Consider the following 20,718-nt stretch of genomic DNA (forward strand, 5'->3'; position numbering starts at 1 on the left):
GGCGTGTATACTGCAAAGCTTATTAAAGGCAAAACATACAATGTGATGGGAGTTACCTTTCGATCAGGTGTCAGTCAAACAGTATCGAAAAAACTCTATGAGTATTTAAATGAAAATCCATATTTTGTGCTAGATAAAGATCTTAAGAATCAAAAGGATGATCCGATAAATTATACTGAATCGGAATTGAAAGGTATGAATAAAGCAGAGCATGAATCCATTATTTCTAATCTTGGTGGCAATCCGTCTGACTTCAAAAACGCAGATGAAAGAATTGCCTACATCCTTAACGAAATAGATAACAAAGGGGAGTGACCTTATGCTGTTAATCACTCCCGATGAATTAAAGAGTTATTCAGTTTTTGAGTCTGTAAAGACCAGGCCTGACGAGTTGTTAAAACAGGATATACTTGAGGCAACTGCCGATATCATTCTTAAAGTTGGACATGATTTTACAGATGCAGAGTATATTCCTTTGCCTGAAACGGTTCGACTGGCCCTATTAAAGTTGTCTCAGTTTTATGCTCTTATAAATGGCGACGAGTCAATTATTAAAGGATATACAACTGAAAAAATTGGTGACTATTCATATACTCTGGGGGATGGCAGTTCTCTTCAAAAACCTGATGTGTATGCATTAATAAAAGATTATGTGAAACCGGCTGACCCTGATTTAGAAGGGATTGAAGCGAAAGTGCGGATGAGATCAATATGAGTTATCAATCCTTATTGACTCACAGATGTGACATTTACCATCTACAGGAGAAAAAAGAAAATAGACAGCAAAAATTCGGGGTGCCGGTTGAAGATGTTCAACCGGCTTTTTCGTACCCTGATGAGCCGGACATAGAAAATCAGCCGTGTTATTTTACAGAAAAGAGTCAGTCCATTATCCAACAAGAACCGAATGTAGCTATTTATCAATCATTCCTTGTGCATTTCCCTGCTACTGCTGATATTCGAGTAAATGACAGGGCGGTTTGGGATGGTACTGCTTATAAATTACAGAAGCCCCGCAAAGTCAGGAATCATCATTGGGAAGTTACGGCAGTACGGGAGGTTGAATATTTGTGAAGATCAAAGGTCTTGATCAGTTCATTCAGTCATTAAACCGTGCTTCTCGTGGAGAATTGAAAGGGAAATACGAGGAGTGGCTTGAAGCTATGGGTTTTGAGTTCCTAGACATTATTCAAGATGAAATTATCAGGACGAAGACGGTAGACACACGCCGCTTGCTTAATTCCTTTCAGAAAGGTGACCAGGGTAATATCTTTTCAATGACAAAAGGCAGCTTAAAGTTGGATGTTGGAACAAATCTGGAATACGCCTCATACGTCAATGATGGTCACTTTACTATCGATCCGTCTAAAAATCAGGATAGACGGTGGGTTCCAGGGCGGTGGAAAGGCGACCGTTTTGAGTATGACCCTGCTGAAAGAAATTCCGGAATGATGCTAAGGTTCCAGTGGATCGACGGTTCTGGTTTTTGGGATAACGCCATGGCTATTTTTCAGTTGATGTTTGAGAGAAGCCTTGAGCGGAAGCTGCAACAATGGATCGATGAAGAATTTTAAGGCGGTGCTGCCATGAATCAAGAAGTAGGTTCAATTATGGGCTATCTATACAAACTGTATCCTGTTCAAGTGTATGAAGAAGGAATACCGCAGGACTTTGCTGTTCCGTCTCTTTACTTTCCACCGGCTTCAACGGTCGATGGGGCGGACACAGTATCTACGTTTCAGAAAGCCTATGTTTTAAACGTAAAACTCTTTCACGAAAACGCACAGAAGGCTCATAATGAAGCAGAAAGGATTGCGGATACACTTAGAAGCAGAAGGGGCATAATTCCGCTTATACAAGAATCTGGCGAGGATACGGGGGATTTTATTCGCCTATCTCGAATAGAAACGCGGGTATCAGATGATTACGCCACCATTGTCTTAAACTGGACGAGCCGCTATTGGTATGAGCAGGAAGAACAGCGTTCAATTGATGGTTTTAAATTTAAAAGTGGGGTGAAATGATGGCCACTAAAAAAGAGAAAGCAGAAAATGCTTTTTATATTAAGGATTTGCGAGAGCACAGTCGAGAGCTCTTTGGGGTAAGACCCGAGGTGTTTGACGGTGCTCTTTTTCATGTTCATAAAACAAGTATTACAAAATCGGAAGCGAAGAAGTTGATTACTCAGTTTCTTCAAAAGGAGGTCAAATAGATGAACGGCGGAACATTCACACCCGGCAAGGAAAAAGAGCGTGCCGGTATTTACTTTAACTTTAAAACGACCGCGGAGAACCGTGTTTCTGCCGGAGAACGTGGAACAGTTGCGCTACCGATAGCATCCAGCTGGGGTGAGGTTAAGAAATTCATTTCTATCTCTTCAATCGAGGACTTGAATAAAAAAGTGGGGTTGAACATTGATGATCCTTCGCTGTTGCTTTTACGTGAGGCAATGAAAAAGGCAAGTACAGTCTTGCTTTATCGTCTGACGGAAGGTCTTCGTGCCTCAGCAGACATTAGCGAAGGTGTAAAAGCTACTGCTCTTTATGGCGGCACAAAGGGGAATGACATCATTATCAGTATTACAGAAAACGTTATTGACTCTTCGAAAGTTGATGTCACTACCTACCTTGATCAGTCAGAAGTGGATAAACAAACAGTGTCTAAAGCTGAAGAGCTTAAACAAAATAACTATGTCACGTTTACGGGGAAAGGGGATTTAACAGTCACTATTCCGTTAACCGGTACGGCCCCTGAAGACGTCAGCGGTGCTCTTCCGGCAACTTCCGGAATCCGCTTGTCAGGTGGAACAGACAAAACACCGACCAATGCTGATTATACAGCTTTCTTGGAAGCGGCTGAAACGGAATACTTTGACACAATTGCACTGCCTGTAGAGGATAACGAGCAATTAAAAGCAACGTTTGTTGCGTTTATCAAACGGCTGAGAGACAACCAAGGGCAAAAGGTTCAAGGTGTACTTTCAAATTACAAGGGAGACCATGAGGGTATTATCAATGTAACTGGTGGCGTCCTACTTCAAGACGGAACGGAGATCACTCCTGAAAAAGCTACTGCTTGGGTTGCAGGCGCAAGTGCGGGGGCTACATTTAATCAATCACTTACATTTGTAGAATACGAGGGAGCTGTAGATGTCCTTAACCGAATTGACAACGATGAAATCGTTGAACGATTGTCAAATGGCGAATTCTTGTTTACTTATGATTCTCGTGATAAATCAGTATCGGTTGAAAAGGACATTAATTCACTCACAAGCCTAACAGCAGAGAAAAATAAGATGTTCCAGAAAAACAAAATTGTCCGTGTACTTGATGCAATCAATAATGACCTGACATCTCAATTGAAAGCATTGATCAAGTCTCGCAAAGCAAGCGGCAGTGACGTTCCTGCTACAAATGACGGACTACAGTTTGTAAAAACGCTGATTACTCAATACTTGAGTGTTCTTCAAGATAATGGGGGCATTACTGATTTTGATTCAGAGAATGACATTACAATTGCTCTGAATAATGATCGTGACGGCTTCCTGATTGATCTAGCAGTTCAACCGGTGGATGCAGCTGAAAAGTTCTACTTTAATGTTGAGGTGAAATAGGAATGGCATTAAAAGCGCAAAACACCATTTCAGGTAAAGAGGGCAGGTTGTTTCTTGATGGAGAAGAAATGGCCCATATCAAAACGTTTGAAGCCAATGTAGAGAAAAACAAATCCGAGGTCAATATCATGGGTCGTCGGATGACGGGGCACAAAACGACCGGAGCAAATGGAACGGGAACAGCCACTTTTTATAAAGTGACTTCTCAATTTGTTCTTATTATGATGGACTATGTGAAAAAGGGAAGCGATCCTTATTTCACCTTACAAGCTGTTCTGGATGATGCTTCTTCAGGACGTGGTACTGAACGAGTCACCTTGTACGATGTAAACTTTGATTCTGCGAAAATCGCTGGGCTTGATGTTGATTCTGAAGCATTGGAAGAAGAAGTGCCGTTTACCTTTGAGGATTTTGATGTTCCTGAAAAGCTTAAGGAAACTTTTTAAGAATCAACTGTAATGCATTTCAATTCTTCTTGAAAAATTTTAGACGGAACTCGTAGAATCTAGGGAAAGCTAATGGAATCTAAGAAAATCTAGTACATTACCACTTGATAACGCTGTGGTAAAGTGGTTAAAATAGTAGTATAAATACTATTGATACTATTGGCAAAGGTATTCACGAATATCAATGTAATGCATTTCTTTTTCTTGGATTTCTGTGTATTTCTTTCATGAGAAATGCATAAAATAAAAAAGACCCGGTTGCCGCCGGGTCGGTATAAATGTTGGCCCATCAAGAGGGCTGGCTTAACAACTTCATGAAAGTATTTAGGATAGACTTTACCCTTTAACTTTGCCGAGCTCAAGGGGTGGGTCTATTTTTTCTTTATATAAGTCAACAGGGCAATTATAAATGACCCGAAAGCAAGCATAAGCATTAATGCTTGAAATGTTGACAAGTGCATCACCCCCTTTCATGAGGGAGTGAGCCAGACCGCCCTTGAGATGTTGAAAGCCAATATTCATTTATACTAAACCATATTGTACCATAACACTTTCGAAATCCTAGGAGTTTTTCATAAAAGAAATAGGGTGAAGACTTCTAAAGATAAGGCCATTTTGAGATCTGAGATAAAAAAAGTAACGAATAAAAGATACAAATAATTATATAATCAATATATATTCATGTTATAATGGTACCAAGCAAAAGTATTGCAACTACTGGTGTAAGCTTATAGTTGGTACCAATTACAACAATACAACTTGTTAACGTGTATTTCTTTCATGAGAAATGCATAAAATATAAAAGCCAGGGTGCTGCAACACTCTAGCTCTTATAAACGAAGCTACCTTTTCCTTTTAAAGCGTCTATTCGGGCGAATATTCCGTTTATATCTTTTATTCGGACTAATCACCCGTCGCGTCTGTTGACACAAACATACTTTAGACACTGCAATGTCTTTTGATTCGTTTGTGTCTTTCTTTCTAAAATATCTGTCTGCAACAACCTTTAACGCTATCGGTGCCAAAACTTGCAGAAACTGGACAGTGGTCATTGTTTTTCACCTCCTCTCAGGAGGTGTTTACATGAATTCATTATCTACCACCCTCCTTTATAGATAGGAAAAGGTAGTTTCAAGAATCTATTATACATGAATATTATGGTAAGCACATCCCCTAAATAAATTGATCATTTCAATTTGTTTGCACAGGAGAATGTGCTTTTTTTATTGCGAAAAACTTTAAATCGAATTTTGAAGGAGTTAATAAACATGAGTGAAAAACAAAACGAAAAAGTATACGATCTTTCATTCTTTATGCCAGGACAAACAATTGAAGCGGAAGAGGTAGAAGTTCCGATTTCTAAACGGTTTGTAGACAAAGAAGGCAATGTTGTTCCATTCATTTTCAAAGCAATTACGACTGAACGAATTGACGAACTTGAGAAAGAGAACACCACTTACAAAAATGTAAAAGGCCGCGGCCGTGTGAAGGAGTTGGACAGCCAACGCTTTTATGCTCGTATTGCGGTTGAAACGACTGTTTATCCGAACTTTAAAGCTAAGGAACTACGTGAGGCTTACAAAACAGAAGATCCAGTGGAAGTCGCCAAACGTGTTCTTTCAGTCGGCGGTGAATATGCAAATTGGCTGAACAAAGCAATTGAAATCAACGGTTTTGATGATGATCTCGAAGACCTTGAAGAAGCAGCAAAAAACTAGTAAAAGACGGGGACAAAGAGGCTGTATACCTTTACTATGCTATGCATGAGCTCAAATACGCCCCGTCAGAATTAAGAGAACTATATGAGGCTCCGAAAGCATTCAAGGCGCTCTTATATGGATTAATCGGTTTTAAGCTTGAGCTGTTAGAAAAAGAAGCGAAGAAGGGAGGTAATTAACTATGGCTAAACTAACAGCCACGTTTGAATTACATGATAAGATTTCCCGCAAGCTTCGAATGATACAAGGCAATGCTGAAAGACTTAAGAGGGCTGCTAATGGCCCTCTTATTTTTGAGGCTGAAGACCGGACTGAAAGAGTTATGCGGCAAATTGATCGATCAGCCAACCGTTTGACGGCTCGGGCTCGATTGCTTGAAATGGGTTTAGATGATCGAGTTTCGAATGGCTTACATTCTATACGCCAGCAAGCAGAGGATCTTACCGAAGGCAGTCATGAGGTGACGGTTTCCGTAAATGATCAAGCTACACCACGTTTTCGTTTGATCCGTGGAGGTCTCACTGATTTGAATAGCTCGCACGCTGAGCCAACTGTTTCAGTACGTGATCATGCTTCTAACCAATTAGATGAGATCCGTCGTCATGTGACTGATGTAGATAGCGAACATGCAGAGCCAACTGTTTCTATTAAGGATAGAGCTTCAGCGGCTCTGGATGCTATTGAAGCGAAAATAGACAGCTTGAAGGGTGCTACCATTACTCTGGCAGTTGCAGGTGGTTTTTCTGCAGGTTCAATTATGGGTTCTGGTAAAAGCACAATGTCTCAGGATGCTTATGTGTCAGCAACTTCAAACGTTAATAAGAAAGATGTTGCAAAAATGACGGATCAGATCTATTTCAACAATAAAGCGGGCAGTTCTCGGGAAGAAGTCAGTTTATCTCTAAGAAACTTATCGCAACAGACAGGGGCGTCTAAAAAAGCTCTGGCTGAATTGACTGAGTCATCAAGTAAGATTGCCCAGCTTATGAATGCTGATCAGGCAGAGGTAGATCGTGCTTTCAGTTCAATGTATAACAACTTGAAATTGTCTGGGAAACAAAGCGGAGACTTAATTGCTTATGTATACCGGAATGCCGGTGACCAGGCTGATGATTTATTAGACACGATGAATGAATACAGTTCCACCTTTAAAGACTTGAAGCTCACAGGCGGCCAAATTGCAAACGCGATGATAAAAGGAACAAAGGGTGGAGCCAGAAACTTCGATAACCTAGCCGATAGTATGCGTGAGTTTAACATCCGCCGAACCGAAATGTCTGATAGTCAAGTGGACGCATTTAAAACACTGTTCGGAGCCAAGGAAACTAAGAAAATGTTCAAGGGCTTCAAAGATGGTTCAATAAGCGGAGAGGAAAGTTTATTTAGGGTGGCAAAAGCCCTTTCTAAAGTGAAAGACAAAACAAAGCGGGCTGCTATTGCGACTGAGCTTATCGGGACACAATATGAAGACCTTAAGCAGCCTATTTTAGATATGGCTGAGGGTATTGGTACAAGTGCCAAAACAAGCGGTGAATTGGAACGAAGCTTTACGAAACTTCGGGATAATAACCCGATGACACCGGTTAATGATGCCATGAGAGATTTTGAAAGCATATCTAAGGATATGGGAACCTCTCTGCTAACTGGATTAGGACCGGCCTTTGATAAAATCAGCTCGTTCATTAACAGTAAAGAAGGTCAGGAAAAACTTAAAGAGATCAAAAAAGATATTGCTGATCTAGGTGAGGAGATAGGTGATAAGTTAAACGTAGCCATTGAGTGGAGCGTCAACCATTGGGATGATTTGAAAACAGCGATTAAAGTTGTGATCCCCTCTTTAATTGGATTGATTGGTTATTTGAAAATACTTCGTCCGCTGTTAAAAGGCATAGGTACTGTCGGAAGTGATGCAGCAGGCGTAATCCGAAAATTAATTCCAAAACGTACTCCTAAAGCTGGTACTAATACGCAAAGTGAAAGGAGGAATAGAAACAGTAATCGTAATGCTAGCACAAGGGGCAGAGAATCCAAAACTGCCACAGGTCCAACGAGTTTACCTCGAAGCGGCAGCTTGACATATTGCTGTTGTAGCGATGGAGGTAAAAATGATCGCATTCGTAGAAGACGAGGGAAAAGAGTTTTAGGTCGACGCGGTAATCCAAACCGAATGAACCCTTCTGATAGTTCAATTGCTGTGTCATCTGAACGGTTGGAGAGAAGGCGTTCCGGTAGAACTGTAGGTACTAATCCAACTAGAGATTCAAGATCAGCAATAATCACTACGAGATCGGAGCTATACTCAGCTGGTAGAGCTGCAGGCGGTACATCGAAGTTCGGGAAAGTCTTAAGTCCTCTGAAAAGTGTTGGCAAGTTTGCAAAGGGAGTCCCTCTATTAGGAACAGCGTTAGCGGCAACCGATTTAATTGGGATGAATAAAGATAATGTTGGTGAAAAAATTGGATCAGCTGGCGGTGGCCTTGCTGGAGCGGCTACAGGAGCAGCTATTGGCAGTGTTATTCCAGGAGTGGGAACAGCTATTGGTGGATTAGTTGGTGGTATAGCAGGCACCATGGGCGGCTCAAGTTTAGGTAAAGCGTTTGATGGTTCAGAAGTAAAGAAGAAACTAAACAGTACATTATTTGATCAAAAATGGTGGTCTGAAAAATGGTCAGGCATTAAGAGTAATGCGAAGACTTCCATCAATGGGTTAAGTGATACATGGTCTAATGTAAAAGAAAAGGTGAAGTCCACTTTATTTAATAGTGAATGGTGGTCTGAAAAGTGGTCTGGCGTTAAAAGCTGGGCACAAAACAAATGGAATAGTGCATCATCTGTTTGGGAGTCCGTAAAGGGAAAAATAAAATCCACTTTGTTTAGTGAGAAGTGGTGGTCAGGTAAATGGGAAGGCGTAAAAAGTTGGGCTCAAAGTAAGTGGGACAGCGCGTCTTCTGTTTGGCAATCAGTTAAAGGAAAGCTGAAATCCACTCTATTTAGCGAGAAGTGGTGGTCAGGAAAATGGGAAAGTGTAAAAAGCTGGTCCAAAAATAAATGGGACAATGCTAAATCAATATGGAAAAGTGTTAAGAGTTCCATCTCAGAAACCCTTTTTAGTAAGAAGTGGTGGTCTGAAAAGTGGCAGAGTGTAAAGGAATTGGGAAGCAGTATTTTAGGCGGGGTAAAAGAAGTTGGTGGTAAAGTAGCTTCAAGTGCGAAAAAAACTGCTGGTAAAGCGTGGGGATATGTGAAGAGTGGCGTAAATTATTTATTTGGTTCGGGAAAAGAAAAGCCAAAGAAACATGCTACTGGTGGTTACATTACGAAGCCAACAATATCTTGGATTGGTGAAGCTGGTAAAGAATTCGTTATCCCTGTTGAGAATAATAAAGGTCGCGGCAAAATGCTCCTTTCTCAAGCTGCTTCGAAATTAGGGATGAGTGTGGTTGATGATATAGCGTCTGCTTCATCTGCAGGAGGTGAACCGGCAACTTCCCCGCTAGTCCGTAGTGCGGCGGTGACTGCTTCTGTATCTCCTATTATTGACACATCCAGTCTTGATGAACAAGCAACATCATTTGGTCAACAGTTCACGAAGAGCTTTGATCAAGGAATTAGAGATAATGTTGTTTCTATGGAAGCATGGAAACAGAAAAACGTTGGACAACCAATGAACAATTTAATCTCTTATTCTCCGAATTACGGAAAGCAAGTGGTCAATGGTTATGCTAAAGGTCAAAACAGCACTTCGACCGGTACAGATGGCTTCTTGCAGACGAAGGTTAAAATGCCATTTCAGAACACTGTTAATAAATCTTCATCATGGGGAAGCGGAACGATCAAAGGTTTTGCTTCCGGACAAAATAGCTCACAAACTGGTACTGATCAATACGTCAGCACTCATATTAACAAGCCGTTTATCCGCTCTAAAGAATCATCAAACGGATGGGGAAGAGGTATGATCGGTAATTTTGTTTCAGGCATGACTTCTAAGGCAAGTGAAGTCAATGAGGCTGCCAAGGAACTGGCGAAAAAAGTTGAGAAGGCATTTCGTGAAGAGCTGGATATTCATTCACCTTCCCGTGTCATGATGAGTCTTGGGCGTTTTGCCTCTATAGGTATTGTAAAAGGTCTGGATTCTGTTGATGTAAAAAAGTTTGCTGAAAAACAAGCAGGCTCACTAGCTGCCGCTTATTCTGGAATGGGCGCAGTAAGCGGAAATGTGAAGCAATGGCTCATGGCTGCTATCATGGCTACAAAGACACCGATGAGCTGGCTTCCAGGGCTGATGACAATTGCTCAGCATGAGTCAGGCGGTAATCCGAAGGCAATCAACTTATGGGATAGTAATGCGAAAGCAGGACATCCATCTCAGGGGCTCATGCAGACAATCCCAAGTACCTTCAACGCACACAAATTGCCGGGCATGAATAACATTCTTAACCCGATTCACAACGCTGCTGCTGCGATTGGCTATATCAAAAGCAGATATGGATCAATTAATAATGTACCAGGCATTAGAAGCATGAGACATGGAGGTCCATATGTTGGCTACGCTAACGGCGGACTTATTACCAAAGAGCAGATTGCCCGTGTCGGTGAAGGAAACAAAAGGGAATGGATCATTCCGGAGGAGCGAGGCATCCGTGGACGTTATTTATTAGCCCAAGCAGCTAAGGCACTCGGAATGGAAGTCACAGACCCATCTGAAAAAGGTCAAACTGAATTATCTTCAGGTCAGGTAACAGCTGCCACAACGGGTCGTAATCAAACAACGTTTAAAGCTGCAGGTGGCAAAGAGGTCATTATTCAGTTTAATGGCGATCAGCATTTTCACAATGACCAAGACATGAACAGTCTTGTAGCTAAGATTAAGCAGGCCCTTGTCGATGAGCTTGAACAGGATATCAACATTGGAACGAAGGGAGTCGTTGCTTTTGACTAAATCCATATATGAATTCTGGATTTCACAAGGGAAGGACAAGCTGCGGCTTCCGGTCCTTCCTGAACAAATTGATATATCCAACACAATTCAAAATGAATCAGTAAAAGTGGCTAGTTTTGGGGAGATCACTTTTATTGATAAACCGGGAGCGAAAGAAATTTCGTTCTCTTCTTTTTTTCCAAAGAAACACAGCCCGCTTGCTGAGTATAAGGGATTTCCTTCTCCTGAAAATGCTATTGCAAAGATCGAGAAATGGGTGAAATCTAAAAAGCCGGTTCAATTCTTAATTACTGGAACGAAAATTAATTTAACTTGCAGTATCGAGGTTTTTTCTTATACAGAGGGCCAAAAAGATATAGGTGATCGTGATTATGAAATAAAGCTGAAGGAATACAAAACTGCTTCGCCGCGGAAGATCAAGCAGAAGAAAAAGACGAAGAAGAAACGGCCATCTAAATCAGCTCCTAAAACATACACCGTTAAGAAAGGCGATACACTGTGGGACCTTGCCGGCAAATTTTATGGAGACAGTACAAAATGGCGCAAGATATGGAAAGTCAATAAAAAGGCTATGATCAAACGAAGCAAACGGAATATAAGACAGCCAGGACACTGGATCTTTCCTGGGCAAAAATTAAAAATACCGCAGTAAGCAGGTGATGACATGATAGAACTTTTCGTCATTAAAGAAACGGAATGGCTTGAGCTGGTAACTGAAAGTGTTTCCCTCGAAGGGCAACGGTATCAGGCGCCGCGATCGATTACGGCCAAGATCATTACGAAACAGGGAACCCATTCATATTACAGCGTATCTGAAGGGGATACAGTTTTATTTAAGTGGAAGGGCAAAGAACTGTTCCGGGGCATTGTGTTTTCTCGCAATCCGGAAGAACACTGGATGACTTTTACGGCTTATGATATGCTGCAATATTTGGTCAAGAACAAAGATGTTTATGTTTTCTCAAATCAACGTGCAGACGAGATTATAAAACGGTTGGCGCGAGATTTTCAGATTCCGACTACATCCATTGCAAATACAGGTTACACCATTAAATCATTAGTGTTTAAAGATGATACGAGCCTTTATGACATGATTCTAAAAGCCTTGAAACAAACGAAAAGCCAAACCGGAAGGAATTATCAATTATATTCTGCGAAGGGGAAGCTTGGCCTTCGCGCTTGGCCAGATCTGTCAGAAGTATGGGTGTTGGAGACGGGTGTGAACATCACCGGCTATCAATACAGCACTTCAATTAATGACACGGCCACAAAAGTAAAGCTCCGCCGGCAGAAAGACAATAAAACATACACAGCCACTGCAAGTGACAGCTCAGGGATCAGTAAATATGGTGTGCTTCAGTATGTCGAAACGGTTTCTGATAACATTAACCAGGCGCAGCTTCAGGAGCGTGCGAAAGTCAAACAGGCACAGAAAAAAGGTGTTAAAAAAGAACTCAAGAGTATTCAAGCGATTGGCATTCCGGATCTTCAGAGCGGGTTGCCCATCTATATCTCAATTCCGGAAGTCGGGGTTAAGAAAACATACTGGATCGATACAGACAAACACGAATTTAAAGGATCGACACACACGATGACCATTGATGTGGTTGAGAAAAATTCTATCCCTGATGGTGTTTCCTCATGAGATTAAGTGAAGCAATCAAACATTTGGCTGTCCGTGCAGTTGATTCTGAGTCGCCAGTGGATATTCTACCGGCTGAAGTGGTTTCCGTTTCCCCTGTTGAAATAAGGCTTAATGAAAATGACAAATTAATAATACCTGCTGATTTGATTATTGTTCCAAAGCGGCTGCGGGCCGGTGAAGAAGCATTAAATACAGGTGAGCGTGTGATGATTGTCTCCTTAAAAGGCGGGCAATCATTTTTTATTCTCGACAAAATATAGGAGGTGTTTGGAATGGCTTTGTCTCCGGAAATCGAGTTTGAGGATATAGAAGATGACAGCGAAGTCATAGAGACCTCGCAAACCTACAAAATAGATTTTGAAAATGGCCGTATCACAAATGAAATCATCACAGGCCTTGAAGCGATCAAGCAGTTTGTATATTTGTCTCTCCATACTGAGCGATACGCATATTCTGTTTACAGTCATGACATTGGAAATGAACTTCAAGACGTGCTGGCAGATAACGAAACAACAGACGCATATAAGAAAATGGAGATCCCTCGGCTGATAGAGGAAGCACTGATCTATGACGATCGGATTTCTGCTGTTACAGATTTTGAAATAGAAAAACAAGGCGAATCGTTCCGTGTCTCCTTTACAGTCGAGACTGACGAAGGAACATTGGAGATCGAGGAGGTGCTTGGCGAGGATGTTTGAAGATCAAACCTATGAATCGATTATGGATCGAATGTTGAACAGCATTTCAGCGGACATTGATAAAAGGGAAGGCAGCGTGATTTATAACGCGTTAGCTCCTGTAGCCGCAGAATTGGCCAAGTCTTATATTTGGCTCGATACTGTTCTGGAACTTGTCTTCTCAGACACGGCCCAAGGGGAATTTTTAGATCGACGAGCTACTGAAGCAGGCATTGAGCGGACTGCTGCCACAAAAGCAGTCAGGGCAGGGGAGTTTACTGAAGGCGTGACCATTCCTGTAGGGTCTCGCTTTTATGTTGATAATCTTTATTTTCAATACACAGCTGACGGGACGTTGGAGTGTGAAACAGCGGGGGAAGCAGGGAACGCAAACATATCCGGTCAGAATCTATTGTCATTAGACACTATACCTGGGCTTCAAAAAGCGATTGTGAAAGAGATTCTGATTCCTGGACGTGAAGAAGAGGATGATGACAGTTTAAGAGCTAGATATTTTACCCGCGTGCGTCGAGAAGCTGTCAGTGCCAATAAAGCACACTATAAACAATGGGCTGAAGAAGTAGACGGAGTGGGGAAGGTAAAGGTCTTTCCGCTTTGGAACGGGGACGGTACAGTCAAAATTGTCGTGACCAATGCTAACTTGGAACCTGCTTCCGATATTTTAATATCAAAGGTGAAAAACTATATTGATCCTGAACCCGGACAAGGTGAGGGACAAGCGCCAATAGGTGCCTTTGTCACAGTGGAGAGTGCGGTATGGAAAGAGGTTGAGATTTCAGCCGAGGTACTTCCCGAGGTCAATAGCTCTATCGATCAGGTAAAGCAAGAAATTGAATCAGGTGTTTTAAATCTTTTTAAAAAGATTGCCTTTGAAGATAACGTCATCCGTTTATCGCAGATTAATAATATCGTCTACAATTCACCTTCAGTAAGTGATTACGCAGATATTAAAATCAACGGCGTGGCCGAAAATTTGGTTCTGAGTGCCGTCGAAATCCCTAAATTGGGGCAGGTGAACATCATTGAGCAAACTCGATGAAATGACTGCTTACCTGCCGCCGTTCCTTACCAAGTTAAAGGAAATGGCTGAACTTCTTAAAGCGGAAGCTCCGGAATTTGAGAAGCAAAATAACAGCATCTTTGATCTGACAGATCAGCTGTTTGTTACTACGGCAACCTGGGGGCTTGAACGATGGGAAAAGATTTTGAACGTACCGCGGGAATCAGGTGACACCGATGAGATCCGCCGATTGCGCCTAATCTCTAAAATGTCCAATATACCGCCGGCAACATATAGGGCCATTGAACACGCGTTGAACCGGTTCCTGAAAAATCCGTCAGCTCAGGTTCGGCTGCTTCCCGGAGAGTACCGTTTTAAGGTTGATATTGATATAGATGATATGCAGCATATGAGCGAGCTCATAGAAACATTGGAGAATATGAAGCCAGCTCATTTGGCATATACCTTGCGAGCTGCTTTGAATGAGCCACTCCAAATAAAAGATACTGTCATTTTGAATAACAGAAGGTATCGAAAAGCAAGTGAGCTAAAGGTAGGTTATTCCGTCACGCTCAATAATAACGAGGTGGTCCTTGTATGATTACACAGCTTTATAGAGAGCGTACAGCTGCAGATTTGAAAAATAGAATATCGAAAGTGCTGCTGAATGGAAATGAAACAGAAATTGTGGAACTCACCATTCAGGGTGCCGTTGTCACGGTGCTTACTCAACGAGAGGAAGACATCAAACATATTAAGAGTGTTCAGATACTTGATGATCAAAACAACGTGATTACGGAAAGAACAACAGATTTAGACGTTAGTAATAATAGAACGCTAGATTTTAGGATTACTTTTGAGGTGGTTTAACAATGGCTTATGATGCAAAAACAGATTGGCTCCCGGACGATCCGATTAATGAAGATGATGTGAACCGTTGGGAGAAAGGCATTCAAGATGCGCATAAAGATTTAGCTGTACATAAAAATGACATGAACAACCCTCACAATACAACAAAGGCGCAAATCGGGCTAGGGAACGTTGATAATGTACAGCAAGCTTCGAAAAAAGAATTTGAAGAGCATCGTAATGATTTACAACGGCACATTACACCAGTGGAACGGGAGAATTGGAATGCAAAAGAAACAATTGTCGGAGCTCAGGAAAAAGCGGATAAGGCTTTATCGGATGCAAAATATTACGTGGATACCAACTATAAAAATAACAATCTGACGTTAATTACTGGAGACAATGCTATTCAAGATGCAAGAACAGGAGGGGAAGAATATCCTTTAGGACTGACCTTAATGGACATTGGGCAGGGAAATACTACAGGCTACCCCTTGGGTTATGGCATTGTCAAAAATGAAAAATATAATAATTACCGTTTCACTCAATACTTTTACGGAACAGGGAATGAGTCTGGGACTTACTATGACAGTACAGGAGTTTGGATTAGACACTGGTGGAGTGGTTCAGGCTGGACTCCGTGGCAAAAGATATCAGGTTTTGCTCATGCGAATATTGGAACTACAGGTGTTCAGTATTTAAAAAAGATTGATCACACTAAAATTGCATTTAACAGGGTCATCAAGGATAGCCATAATGCTTTTGATACTAAAAACAATCGATTTATTGCTCCGAACGATGGAATGTACTTAATCGGGGCAAGTATATATACCTTAAATTATACATCTTATATAAACTTTCATTTGAAGGTTTACCTAAATGGAAAAGCATATAAAACACTGCACCATGTAAGAGGAGACTTTCAGGAAAAGGATAATGGGATGAATCTTGGTTTAAACGGCAATGCGACTGTACCCATGAATAAAGGAGATTACGTTGAAATCTGGTGCTACTGTAATTACGGAGGAGACGAAACACTGAAAAGGGCAGTAGATGATAAAAATGGTGTATTTAACTTTTTTGATATACAAGAACTTGGAGGCCGAAACTATCCAAGATTTTAGGAGGTAACGATGAATATAGGTGAAGCTATTCTTTTTAAATACCCAACAGCTGATCCCACAAAGGATTTTATTGTCCAGAATAATGGTGATGGAACTCCCTCATATATAGCAGAGTGGAATATTAGGGCACCTATACCCACGGAAGCAGAGTTAAAAACTTGGTGGGAAGAGCTTCAGAGTACATCTGCATATGAACCACCAGTTCAAGTGGATCTACTTGCAAGAGAGTTGTCACAGGAAAAACTGGCTCGTAAACAGCTTGAAGAATTAAACCAAACTTTGGGAAGCGAGCTTTCAAAAATAAAGTTGCAACTGCTTACTCTACAAGGAGGGCAAGGTTCATGAATTATTGGGTGCTGGCTTTGCATTATAACTGGGCTTCTTCTGAAATGGTGAAACAGGCAATTCATCTCAAAGATTGTTCGCCCGAAGATTTACAGGAAGGAATAGAGAAAAAACTCATTACAGCTGAACAGTATAAAGAGATCACAGGAGAAGCCATTTAGGGCTTTTTTATTTTTCCTTAAAGGAGGTGGTTCCGTTGTAAACCCATGCTCACCACTAATGATCTACAATAGCAAGGAGGATTTATAATGGCATCATATAGTTTTCAATTTTCAACAGATGCAACTGGTAAGCCGGGGGCAGCCAAGCCATACAGAGAAGGAAACAGAGATTTTGTTGTGCCGGTAGCTTCAATCTCCGGTAATTCAGAGCTGCTGACGAACGCAGTTTTAAAAGCCACTGAAGTCTACACGCAATATGGACAAGATCGATTAGGTCAGGTTTTAATTTCAAAAGTAAAAGGTCACGCTTATTCTGATCGTGAAGGTACCTTATTCATTGAAGAAAGTAACGATATGAATTCATGGACCACAATCTCTTCATTGGTTGTTAAAGCAAATACGCTTGGCGAGACTGAGTGGATTCATTTAACTAAACGATATTTCCGTTTCAGATACGCAAATGGTAACCTGCAGCAATCTGAATTCTTACTTTACCAGTCATTGGGCGCAGGTGAAGAGGATATAAACATTAACCATACTGTTCCTATTACAGCAGTTGCTCCGTTCTCAGTCCAGTTAGATAAAAGCGGGTTAACTAATGATGGTCGTTTAAAAGTTCAAACTGAAGGCTTGAATCTTAGCTCATTAGACACTCAATCAAAAACAATGGATATTGTCTTTCACGATAAAACAGAAACCATAGGTGAGGGTAACCCATTCACCGTTGGATCATTCAAAACGTTGCTCATTGAGGTTTATGGGACGGCTGAGACAAGTGAATTGAAGTTCTGGGGTAAATCCTTATCGGGAACAAAAAGAGCCCTTAGAGGGCAGAAAGTGGATGACGGAACGTTTGCCACTAGCACAAAAGGAAAATCAGAAGCTTGGTCTTTTAGCATTACTGGCTTTAAAGAAATTGTTATGGAGCTTACAGCTTTAACAAATGGAAACTTTTCAGTTAGAGGGACGGCCGTCTCATAAGATCCGGCTGTCCTTTTTTATTTGCCTCGGAGGAGGTGATTAGAATGGAGGAGACAAGTTTGTTTATCAATTTTGAAACATTAGATTTAGCAAGAGTATATTTATTTGGAGGGGTGAAGTACCTTGATTTACTTCTAGTACTTAGCATAATTGACGTTTTAACAGGAGTAATCAAGGCATGGAAATTCAAAAAACTGCGAAGTCGAAGCGCATGGTTTGGCTATGTCCGCAAGCTACTCAATTTCTTTGCGGTCATTTTAGCAAACGTGATTGATACAGTACTCAATTTGAACGGTGTCTTAACCTTTGGTACCGTTCTTTTTTATATCGCTAATGAAGGTTTGTCAATAACTGAAAACTTAGCACAGATTGGTGTTAAAATACCATCATCAATAACAGATCGATTACAAACAATTGAGAACGAAAAAGAACAGAGTAAGAATAACGCAGACAAAGCTGCTGGCTAAGCCAGTGGCTTTTTTTATCTTACTGACAGAAGGAGAGAGGGTATATGGCCATTAAAGTTGTAAAGAATCTAGTCTCTAAATCAAAGTATGGATTGAAATGTCCTAATCCAATGAAAGCTGAATATATCACTATTCATAACACTGCGAATGATGCTTCAGCAGCCAATGAGATTTCTTACATGAAGAATAACTCTAGCTCAACAAGTTTTCACTTTGCAGTAGACGATAAACAAGTCATTCAAGGTATTCCAACGAATCGTAACGCTTGGCACACAGGAGATGGAACAAACGGTACAGGGAATCGCAAGTCTATTGGTGTCGAAATTTGTTATAGCAAGTCAGGAGGGGTACGATATAAGGCAGCGGAAAAGCTTGCTATTAAGTTTGTGGCTCAGCTACTTAAAGAACGTGGATGGGGTATTGATCGAGTCCGCAAACATCAAGACTGGAATGGTAAGTATTGCCCGCACCGCATTTTGTCAGAGGGAAGATGGATTCAAGTTAAGACTGCAATTGAAGCAGAATTGAAAAAGTTGGGCGGAAAAACAAACTCAAGCAAAGCAAGTGTAGCTAAAAAGAAAACAACAAACACAAGCAGCAAAAAAACGTCATATGCGCTACCATCCGGTATTTTTAAAGTGAAGAGCCCAATGATGAGAGGGGAAAAGGTAACACAAATTCAAAAAGCACTGGCTGCACTATACTTTTACCCGGATAAAGGAGCAAAAAACAACGGCATTGACGGCGTGTATGGTCCGAAAACAGCAGATGCAATTAGACGATTCCAGTCTATGTACGGGCTTACTCAAGACGGTATTTACGGACCAAAAACGAAAGCGAAACTTGAAGCTCTCTTGAAGTAAATAAATAGTCTCCTTGAGTATCTTTCTCAAGGAGATACTTATGTTTATTTTGTTACAGATAGTTCAAAATTATTCTAATATTTGAGTAAAAAGTATTATTTTTCTAGTCTGAACATAATGTTATCATTTACATGTAAATAATTTAAAAGAAAGGGATTGATTTCATGTTTAAGAAATTACTTTTAGCAACATCTGCATTAACATTCTCTTTATCATTAGTTCTTCCGTTGGATGGACATGCCAAAGCTCAAGAGGTAACATTACAGGCACAGCAGGAAGTCACTTATCAAACTCCCGTTAAACTATCCGAATTACCAACTAATACAACTGAACAATCTGGTGAATTTCACACAAATGGTATTAAAAAATGGATTGCTAAAGAAGCAATGAAGGCAACAGCCAGTGCGCTTCGACATGGTGGGAGAATTGTTGGTGAGGTAGTCGATGAGTTAGGTGGATCAGCAGGAAAAACATTCGCAAAACATACTGATGATGTAGCAGATGCTTTGGACGAGTTAGTTAAACGAGGTGACGTTGTGGAGGACGCAATTATTGACACGGTTTCCTCATATCTAATTGATGCTGGTGTAAAATCTTCTACAGCTAGAACTATTGCAAGTGTATTTACTTTCTTAGCTTTTTAATTGAGGTGATTTGAATTGGTAACAGTAGAAGAAAGGCTTGACAACCTAGAAAAAAAAGTCGAGAAGCAGGCTTTTCAACTAAGGTTAGTCCAACAATTAGCAGCTGATTATGATCGGTTTGGCTTATTTGATCAAGTTTTGGCCTATGATTTAAGTGAAAAACAGTATCAAGAATTAAGAGAGTTAACGAGCCAGTACACTGATAAGATTAAAAATGGCGAAGAGGTCTCTCTTCATAACTTTACTGAAGAATTTAAAAGAATTTTGAAAGATATTGAAAAAGAAGTGGATTTCGAAAAGTTTATTTCTCTCTGGTTAAAGGGACCAGAAGAAGGTTTTGGATTTTCTAAAGCTTTACATAACCATTTCTTTAATTAAAGATAAGGACCAGCCACATAATAAGCTGGTCTTTCTTTATTTTCCCTCAAGTTCGAACTCCTATGAACAGAATACCAGGTATCTATCCTTCCAAATATATTGTTATTAGCTTGAGGGTTTGTGTGTTTTTCTTCATTAATCATAGAATTCTCCTTACCTCAGTCATTTTCTTCTATTATTTGCAGCTGATTTCAAATTAAATAAAATAAGCCCTTCTCATTGAGAGGGGCTTATAAAGTGACTCTTCTTTATTAAAGTCATTAAACAACAGATTCTCTCTTTATATCAAAAATATCAATCTGTTTTGATTCCAGAAGATCTTGTAAATAATCTGAGCCGTGTTTTTCAGCTACTTGCAATTCTCCTTCGGATATAGGTAAAGCCATTAGCCAAGTAACATTTTTGTTACTAAATTCAAGTAGTTCTAAATCTTCCTCCCATAAAAATGGGGGAACGAACATAATATGTTTCATATCGGTTTCCTGATCATACATACTAATCACATTTTTAAAAATAACACCTGGTGCACAAGTGAAATTTGAGTTGATTATATTAAAGGCACAAGTTGATAAAACATTAGCATATATGTCTGAAGCTGACTCCATTGCAGCTACGATTTCTATCCGCAACGGAGTGCCATTCACCTCATAATTAATAGAATGATCCGACAAACCTAGAGTTGAATATGACGTGATACCTTCCTGAGGCTGGTCACTGACCGATAAAATATCAATGCTGCTACTCTTGTTATCATCCCAATATTTCGTAACCTTCGGTTTACCTCCAAAAGCTCCTAAAACTGTTCTAGCAATTACTTTATTTTCTTGTGTAACGCCCATTAGACAAT

29 protein-coding genes are annotated in these 20,718 nt (G+C 40.6%); 26 read left to right on the forward strand and 3 right to left on the reverse strand.

Annotated elements, in window-relative coordinates; genetic code table 11:
* The first annotated feature begins 3 nt into the window (after nt 1-3).
* Genes SB658_RS02645 through SB658_RS02680 form a run of 8 tightly spaced genes read left to right on the forward strand, consistent with a single transcriptional unit; the run spans nt 4 to nt 4,059 of the window.
* Complete coding sequence (locus SB658_RS02645) at nt 4-315, forward strand: YqbF domain-containing protein (RefSeq protein ID WP_015714319.1); 312 nt, start codon at nt 4-6, stop codon at nt 313-315.
* Between the two features lie 4 nt (nt 316-319).
* Nucleotides 320-715, forward strand: coding sequence for a protein YqbG (gene yqbG, locus SB658_RS02650; RefSeq protein WP_015714318.1), 396 nt, complete (start codon nt 320-322; stop codon nt 713-715).
* Nucleotides 712-1,074 carry a YqbH/XkdH family protein gene (locus SB658_RS02655; protein ID WP_015714317.1) on the forward strand — a complete coding sequence of 121 codons (363 nt, stop codon included), beginning with the start codon at nt 712-714 and terminating at the stop codon, nt 1,072-1,074. Before yqbG ends, SB658_RS02655 begins: the two co-directional genes overlap by 4 nt.
* Complete coding sequence (locus tag SB658_RS02660) at nt 1,071-1,574, forward strand: HK97 gp10 family phage protein (protein ID WP_015714316.1); 504 nt, start codon at nt 1,071-1,073, stop codon at nt 1,572-1,574. Before SB658_RS02655 ends, SB658_RS02660 begins: the two co-directional genes overlap by 4 nt.
* 12 nt (nt 1,575-1,586) lie before the next feature.
* Nucleotides 1,587-2,024, forward strand: a complete 438-nt coding sequence (locus SB658_RS02665; RefSeq protein WP_015714315.1) for a phage tail terminator family protein — start codon at nt 1,587-1,589, stop codon at nt 2,022-2,024.
* On the forward strand, nt 2,021-2,212 hold the full coding sequence (locus SB658_RS02670) for a YqzN/YkzM domain-containing protein (protein ID WP_032679171.1): 192 nt from the start codon (nt 2,021-2,023) through the stop codon (nt 2,210-2,212). The genes SB658_RS02665 and SB658_RS02670 overlap by 4 nt, the downstream gene beginning before the upstream one ends.
* Complete coding sequence (locus SB658_RS02675; RefSeq protein WP_015714313.1) at nt 2,213-3,613, forward strand: phage tail sheath family protein; 1,401 nt, start codon at nt 2,213-2,215, stop codon at nt 3,611-3,613. It abuts the gene before it with no gap.
* Between the two features lie 2 nt (nt 3,614-3,615).
* Nucleotides 3,616-4,059 (forward strand): phage tail tube protein, encoded by a 444-nt coding sequence (locus tag SB658_RS02680; RefSeq protein WP_015714312.1) that lies wholly within the window; start codon nt 3,616-3,618, stop codon nt 4,057-4,059.
* A 371-nt stretch (nt 4,060-4,430) separates the two neighbouring features.
* On the opposite strand, the gene bsrH is transcribed toward SB658_RS02680, so the two are convergent.
* The gene (gene bsrH, locus SB658_RS02685) at nt 4,431-4,520 is read right to left on the reverse strand and encodes a type I toxin-antitoxin system toxin BsrH (protein ID WP_074794433.1); all 90 of its coding nucleotides are present in this window, start codon (nt 4,518-4,520) and stop codon (nt 4,431-4,433) included.
* A gap of 807 nt (nt 4,521-5,327) precedes the next feature.
* Here bsrH and SB658_RS02690 point away from each other — a divergent pair.
* From SB658_RS02690 to SB658_RS02775, 18 genes are all read left to right on the forward strand, one after another.
* Entirely contained in the window at nt 5,328-5,777 is a 450-nt protein-coding gene (locus SB658_RS02690; protein WP_003229933.1) for a phage tail assembly chaperone, read from the forward strand.
* Nucleotides 5,778-5,818: 41 nt separating this feature from the next.
* A complete protein-coding gene (locus tag SB658_RS02695; RefSeq protein ID WP_003229934.1) occupies nt 5,819-5,956 on the forward strand; it encodes a hypothetical protein in 138 nt (45 codons plus the stop codon).
* 2 nt (nt 5,957-5,958) lie between these two features.
* Nucleotides 5,959-10,716, forward strand: a complete 4,758-nt coding sequence (locus SB658_RS02700) for a phage tail tape measure protein (RefSeq protein ID WP_144500614.1) — start codon at nt 5,959-5,961, stop codon at nt 10,714-10,716.
* Nucleotides 10,709-11,368, forward strand: a complete 660-nt coding sequence (locus tag SB658_RS02705; protein WP_004398548.1) for a LysM peptidoglycan-binding domain-containing protein — start codon at nt 10,709-10,711, stop codon at nt 11,366-11,368. The genes SB658_RS02700 and SB658_RS02705 overlap by 8 nt, the downstream gene beginning before the upstream one ends.
* Nucleotides 11,369-11,380: 12 nt before the next feature.
* Nucleotides 11,381-12,361, forward strand: coding sequence for an XkdQ/YqbQ family protein (locus SB658_RS02710; protein ID WP_004398524.1), 981 nt, complete (start codon nt 11,381-11,383; stop codon nt 12,359-12,361).
* A complete protein-coding gene (locus SB658_RS02715; RefSeq protein ID WP_003229938.1) occupies nt 12,358-12,621 on the forward strand; it encodes a DUF2577 family protein in 264 nt (87 codons plus the stop codon). The genes SB658_RS02710 and SB658_RS02715 overlap by 4 nt, the downstream gene beginning before the upstream one ends.
* 12 nt (nt 12,622-12,633) lie before the next feature.
* Nucleotides 12,634-13,059, forward strand: coding sequence for a DUF2634 domain-containing protein (locus SB658_RS02720; protein ID WP_004398572.1), 426 nt, complete (start codon nt 12,634-12,636; stop codon nt 13,057-13,059).
* Complete coding sequence (locus SB658_RS02725; protein ID WP_003229940.1) at nt 13,052-14,098, forward strand: baseplate J/gp47 family protein; 1,047 nt, start codon at nt 13,052-13,054, stop codon at nt 14,096-14,098. The genes SB658_RS02720 and SB658_RS02725 overlap by 8 nt, the downstream gene beginning before the upstream one ends.
* The gene (locus tag SB658_RS02730) at nt 14,082-14,660 is read left to right on the forward strand and encodes a YmfQ family protein (RefSeq protein WP_003229941.1); all 579 of its coding nucleotides are present in this window, start codon (nt 14,082-14,084) and stop codon (nt 14,658-14,660) included. Before SB658_RS02725 ends, SB658_RS02730 begins: the two co-directional genes overlap by 17 nt.
* The gene (locus SB658_RS02735; RefSeq protein ID WP_003229942.1) at nt 14,657-14,929 is read left to right on the forward strand and encodes a hypothetical protein; all 273 of its coding nucleotides are present in this window, start codon (nt 14,657-14,659) and stop codon (nt 14,927-14,929) included. The genes SB658_RS02730 and SB658_RS02735 overlap by 4 nt, the downstream gene beginning before the upstream one ends.
* Nucleotides 14,930-14,931: 2 nt before the next feature.
* Nucleotides 14,932-16,032 (forward strand): pyocin knob domain-containing protein, encoded by a 1,101-nt coding sequence (locus SB658_RS02740; RefSeq protein WP_003229943.1) that lies wholly within the window; start codon nt 14,932-14,934, stop codon nt 16,030-16,032.
* 9 nt (nt 16,033-16,041) lie between these two features.
* Nucleotides 16,042-16,377 (forward strand): XkdW family protein, encoded by a 336-nt coding sequence (locus tag SB658_RS02745; protein WP_009967793.1) that lies wholly within the window; start codon nt 16,042-16,044, stop codon nt 16,375-16,377.
* The gene (locus tag SB658_RS02750) at nt 16,374-16,538 is read left to right on the forward strand and encodes an XkdX family protein (protein ID WP_003229944.1); all 165 of its coding nucleotides are present in this window, start codon (nt 16,374-16,376) and stop codon (nt 16,536-16,538) included. Before SB658_RS02745 ends, SB658_RS02750 begins: the two co-directional genes overlap by 4 nt.
* Nucleotides 16,539-16,625: 87 nt before the next feature.
* Nucleotides 16,626-17,519, forward strand: coding sequence for a phage-like element PBSX protein XepA (xepA, locus tag SB658_RS02755; protein ID WP_003246010.1), 894 nt, complete (start codon nt 16,626-16,628; stop codon nt 17,517-17,519).
* 44 nt (nt 17,520-17,563) lie between these two features.
* Nucleotides 17,564-17,986, forward strand: coding sequence for a phage holin family protein (locus SB658_RS02760; RefSeq protein ID WP_003246208.1), 423 nt, complete (start codon nt 17,564-17,566; stop codon nt 17,984-17,986).
* A gap of 44 nt (nt 17,987-18,030) precedes the next feature.
* On the forward strand, nt 18,031-18,849 hold the full coding sequence (cwlA, locus tag SB658_RS02765; RefSeq protein WP_003229946.1) for an N-acetylmuramoyl-L-alanine amidase CwlA: 819 nt from the start codon (nt 18,031-18,033) through the stop codon (nt 18,847-18,849).
* 164 nt (nt 18,850-19,013) lie between these two features.
* Nucleotides 19,014-19,493: a hypothetical protein gene (locus tag SB658_RS02770; RefSeq protein WP_004399085.1), complete on the forward strand. Its 480-nt coding sequence runs from the start codon at nt 19,014-19,016 to the stop codon at nt 19,491-19,493.
* Nucleotides 19,494-19,508: 15 nt separating this feature from the next.
* Nucleotides 19,509-19,871 carry a hypothetical protein gene (locus tag SB658_RS02775; RefSeq protein WP_003229947.1) on the forward strand — a complete coding sequence of 121 codons (363 nt, stop codon included), beginning with the start codon at nt 19,509-19,511 and terminating at the stop codon, nt 19,869-19,871.
* On the opposite strand, the gene SB658_RS02780 is transcribed toward SB658_RS02775, so the two are convergent.
* Both SB658_RS02780 and yqcF read right to left on the reverse strand, forming a co-directional pair.
* Complete coding sequence (locus SB658_RS02780) at nt 19,868-20,014, reverse strand: hypothetical protein (RefSeq protein WP_009967791.1); 147 nt, start codon at nt 20,012-20,014, stop codon at nt 19,868-19,870. The genes SB658_RS02775 and SB658_RS02780 overlap by 4 nt on opposite strands.
* A gap of 117 nt (nt 20,015-20,131) precedes the next feature.
* Entirely contained in the window at nt 20,132-20,710 is a 579-nt protein-coding gene (gene yqcF / locus SB658_RS02785) for a type VII secretion system immunity protein YqcF (RefSeq protein ID WP_015714310.1), read from the reverse strand.
* Nucleotides 20,711-20,718: the final 8 nt, after the last annotated feature.

It is taken from the genome of Bacillus sp. SIMBA_008 (assembly GCF_046535495.1).
Classification (GTDB): Bacteria; Bacillota; Bacilli; order Bacillales; family Bacillaceae; genus Bacillus; species Bacillus subtilis.

What these genes read in the sequence shown, in the direction of transcription:
- SB658_RS02740 (WP_003229943.1), top strand. Translation starts at nt 14,932, where the DNA reads ATGGCTTATGATGCAAAAACAGATTGGCTCCCGGACGATCCGATTAAT.
- SB658_RS02770 (WP_004399085.1), top strand. Translation starts at nt 19,014, where the DNA reads ATGTTTAAGAAATTACTTTTAGCAACATCTGCATTAACATTCTCTTTA.
- SB658_RS02780 (WP_009967791.1), bottom strand. Translation starts at nt 20,014, where the DNA reads ATGATTAATGAAGAAAAACACACAAACCCTCAAGCTAATAACAATATA.
- SB658_RS02675 (WP_015714313.1), top strand. Translation starts at nt 2,213, where the DNA reads ATGAACGGCGGAACATTCACACCCGGCAAGGAAAAAGAGCGTGCCGGT.
- SB658_RS02695 (WP_003229934.1), top strand. Translation starts at nt 5,819, where the DNA reads ATGCATGAGCTCAAATACGCCCCGTCAGAATTAAGAGAACTATATGAG.
- SB658_RS02715 (WP_003229938.1), top strand. Translation starts at nt 12,358, where the DNA reads ATGAGATTAAGTGAAGCAATCAAACATTTGGCTGTCCGTGCAGTTGAT.
- SB658_RS02665 (WP_015714315.1), top strand. Translation starts at nt 1,587, where the DNA reads ATGAATCAAGAAGTAGGTTCAATTATGGGCTATCTATACAAACTGTAT.
- SB658_RS02720 (WP_004398572.1), top strand. Translation starts at nt 12,634, where the DNA reads ATGGCTTTGTCTCCGGAAATCGAGTTTGAGGATATAGAAGATGACAGC.
- SB658_RS02700 (WP_144500614.1), top strand. Translation starts at nt 5,959, where the DNA reads ATGGCTAAACTAACAGCCACGTTTGAATTACATGATAAGATTTCCCGC.
- SB658_RS02735 (WP_003229942.1), top strand. Translation starts at nt 14,657, where the DNA reads ATGATTACACAGCTTTATAGAGAGCGTACAGCTGCAGATTTGAAAAAT.
- SB658_RS02690 (WP_003229933.1), top strand. Translation starts at nt 5,328, where the DNA reads ATGAGTGAAAAACAAAACGAAAAAGTATACGATCTTTCATTCTTTATG.
- SB658_RS02725 (WP_003229940.1), top strand. Translation starts at nt 13,052, where the DNA reads ATGTTTGAAGATCAAACCTATGAATCGATTATGGATCGAATGTTGAAC.
- SB658_RS02760 (WP_003246208.1), top strand. Translation starts at nt 17,564, where the DNA reads ATGGAGGAGACAAGTTTGTTTATCAATTTTGAAACATTAGATTTAGCA.
- SB658_RS02750 (WP_003229944.1), top strand. Translation starts at nt 16,374, where the DNA reads ATGAATTATTGGGTGCTGGCTTTGCATTATAACTGGGCTTCTTCTGAA.
- yqbG (WP_015714318.1), top strand. Translation starts at nt 320, where the DNA reads ATGCTGTTAATCACTCCCGATGAATTAAAGAGTTATTCAGTTTTTGAG.
- SB658_RS02745 (WP_009967793.1), top strand. Translation starts at nt 16,042, where the DNA reads ATGAATATAGGTGAAGCTATTCTTTTTAAATACCCAACAGCTGATCCC.
- cwlA (WP_003229946.1), top strand. Translation starts at nt 18,031, where the DNA reads ATGGCCATTAAAGTTGTAAAGAATCTAGTCTCTAAATCAAAGTATGGA.
- SB658_RS02670 (WP_032679171.1), top strand. Translation starts at nt 2,021, where the DNA reads ATGATGGCCACTAAAAAAGAGAAAGCAGAAAATGCTTTTTATATTAAG.
- SB658_RS02655 (WP_015714317.1), top strand. Translation starts at nt 712, where the DNA reads ATGAGTTATCAATCCTTATTGACTCACAGATGTGACATTTACCATCTA.
- yqcF (WP_015714310.1), bottom strand. Translation starts at nt 20,710, where the DNA reads ATGGGCGTTACACAAGAAAATAAAGTAATTGCTAGAACAGTTTTAGGA.
- SB658_RS02680 (WP_015714312.1), top strand. Translation starts at nt 3,616, where the DNA reads ATGGCATTAAAAGCGCAAAACACCATTTCAGGTAAAGAGGGCAGGTTG.
- xepA (WP_003246010.1), top strand. Translation starts at nt 16,626, where the DNA reads ATGGCATCATATAGTTTTCAATTTTCAACAGATGCAACTGGTAAGCCG.
- SB658_RS02710 (WP_004398524.1), top strand. Translation starts at nt 11,381, where the DNA reads ATGATAGAACTTTTCGTCATTAAAGAAACGGAATGGCTTGAGCTGGTA.
- bsrH (WP_074794433.1), bottom strand. Translation starts at nt 4,520, where the DNA reads ATGCACTTGTCAACATTTCAAGCATTAATGCTTATGCTTGCTTTCGGG.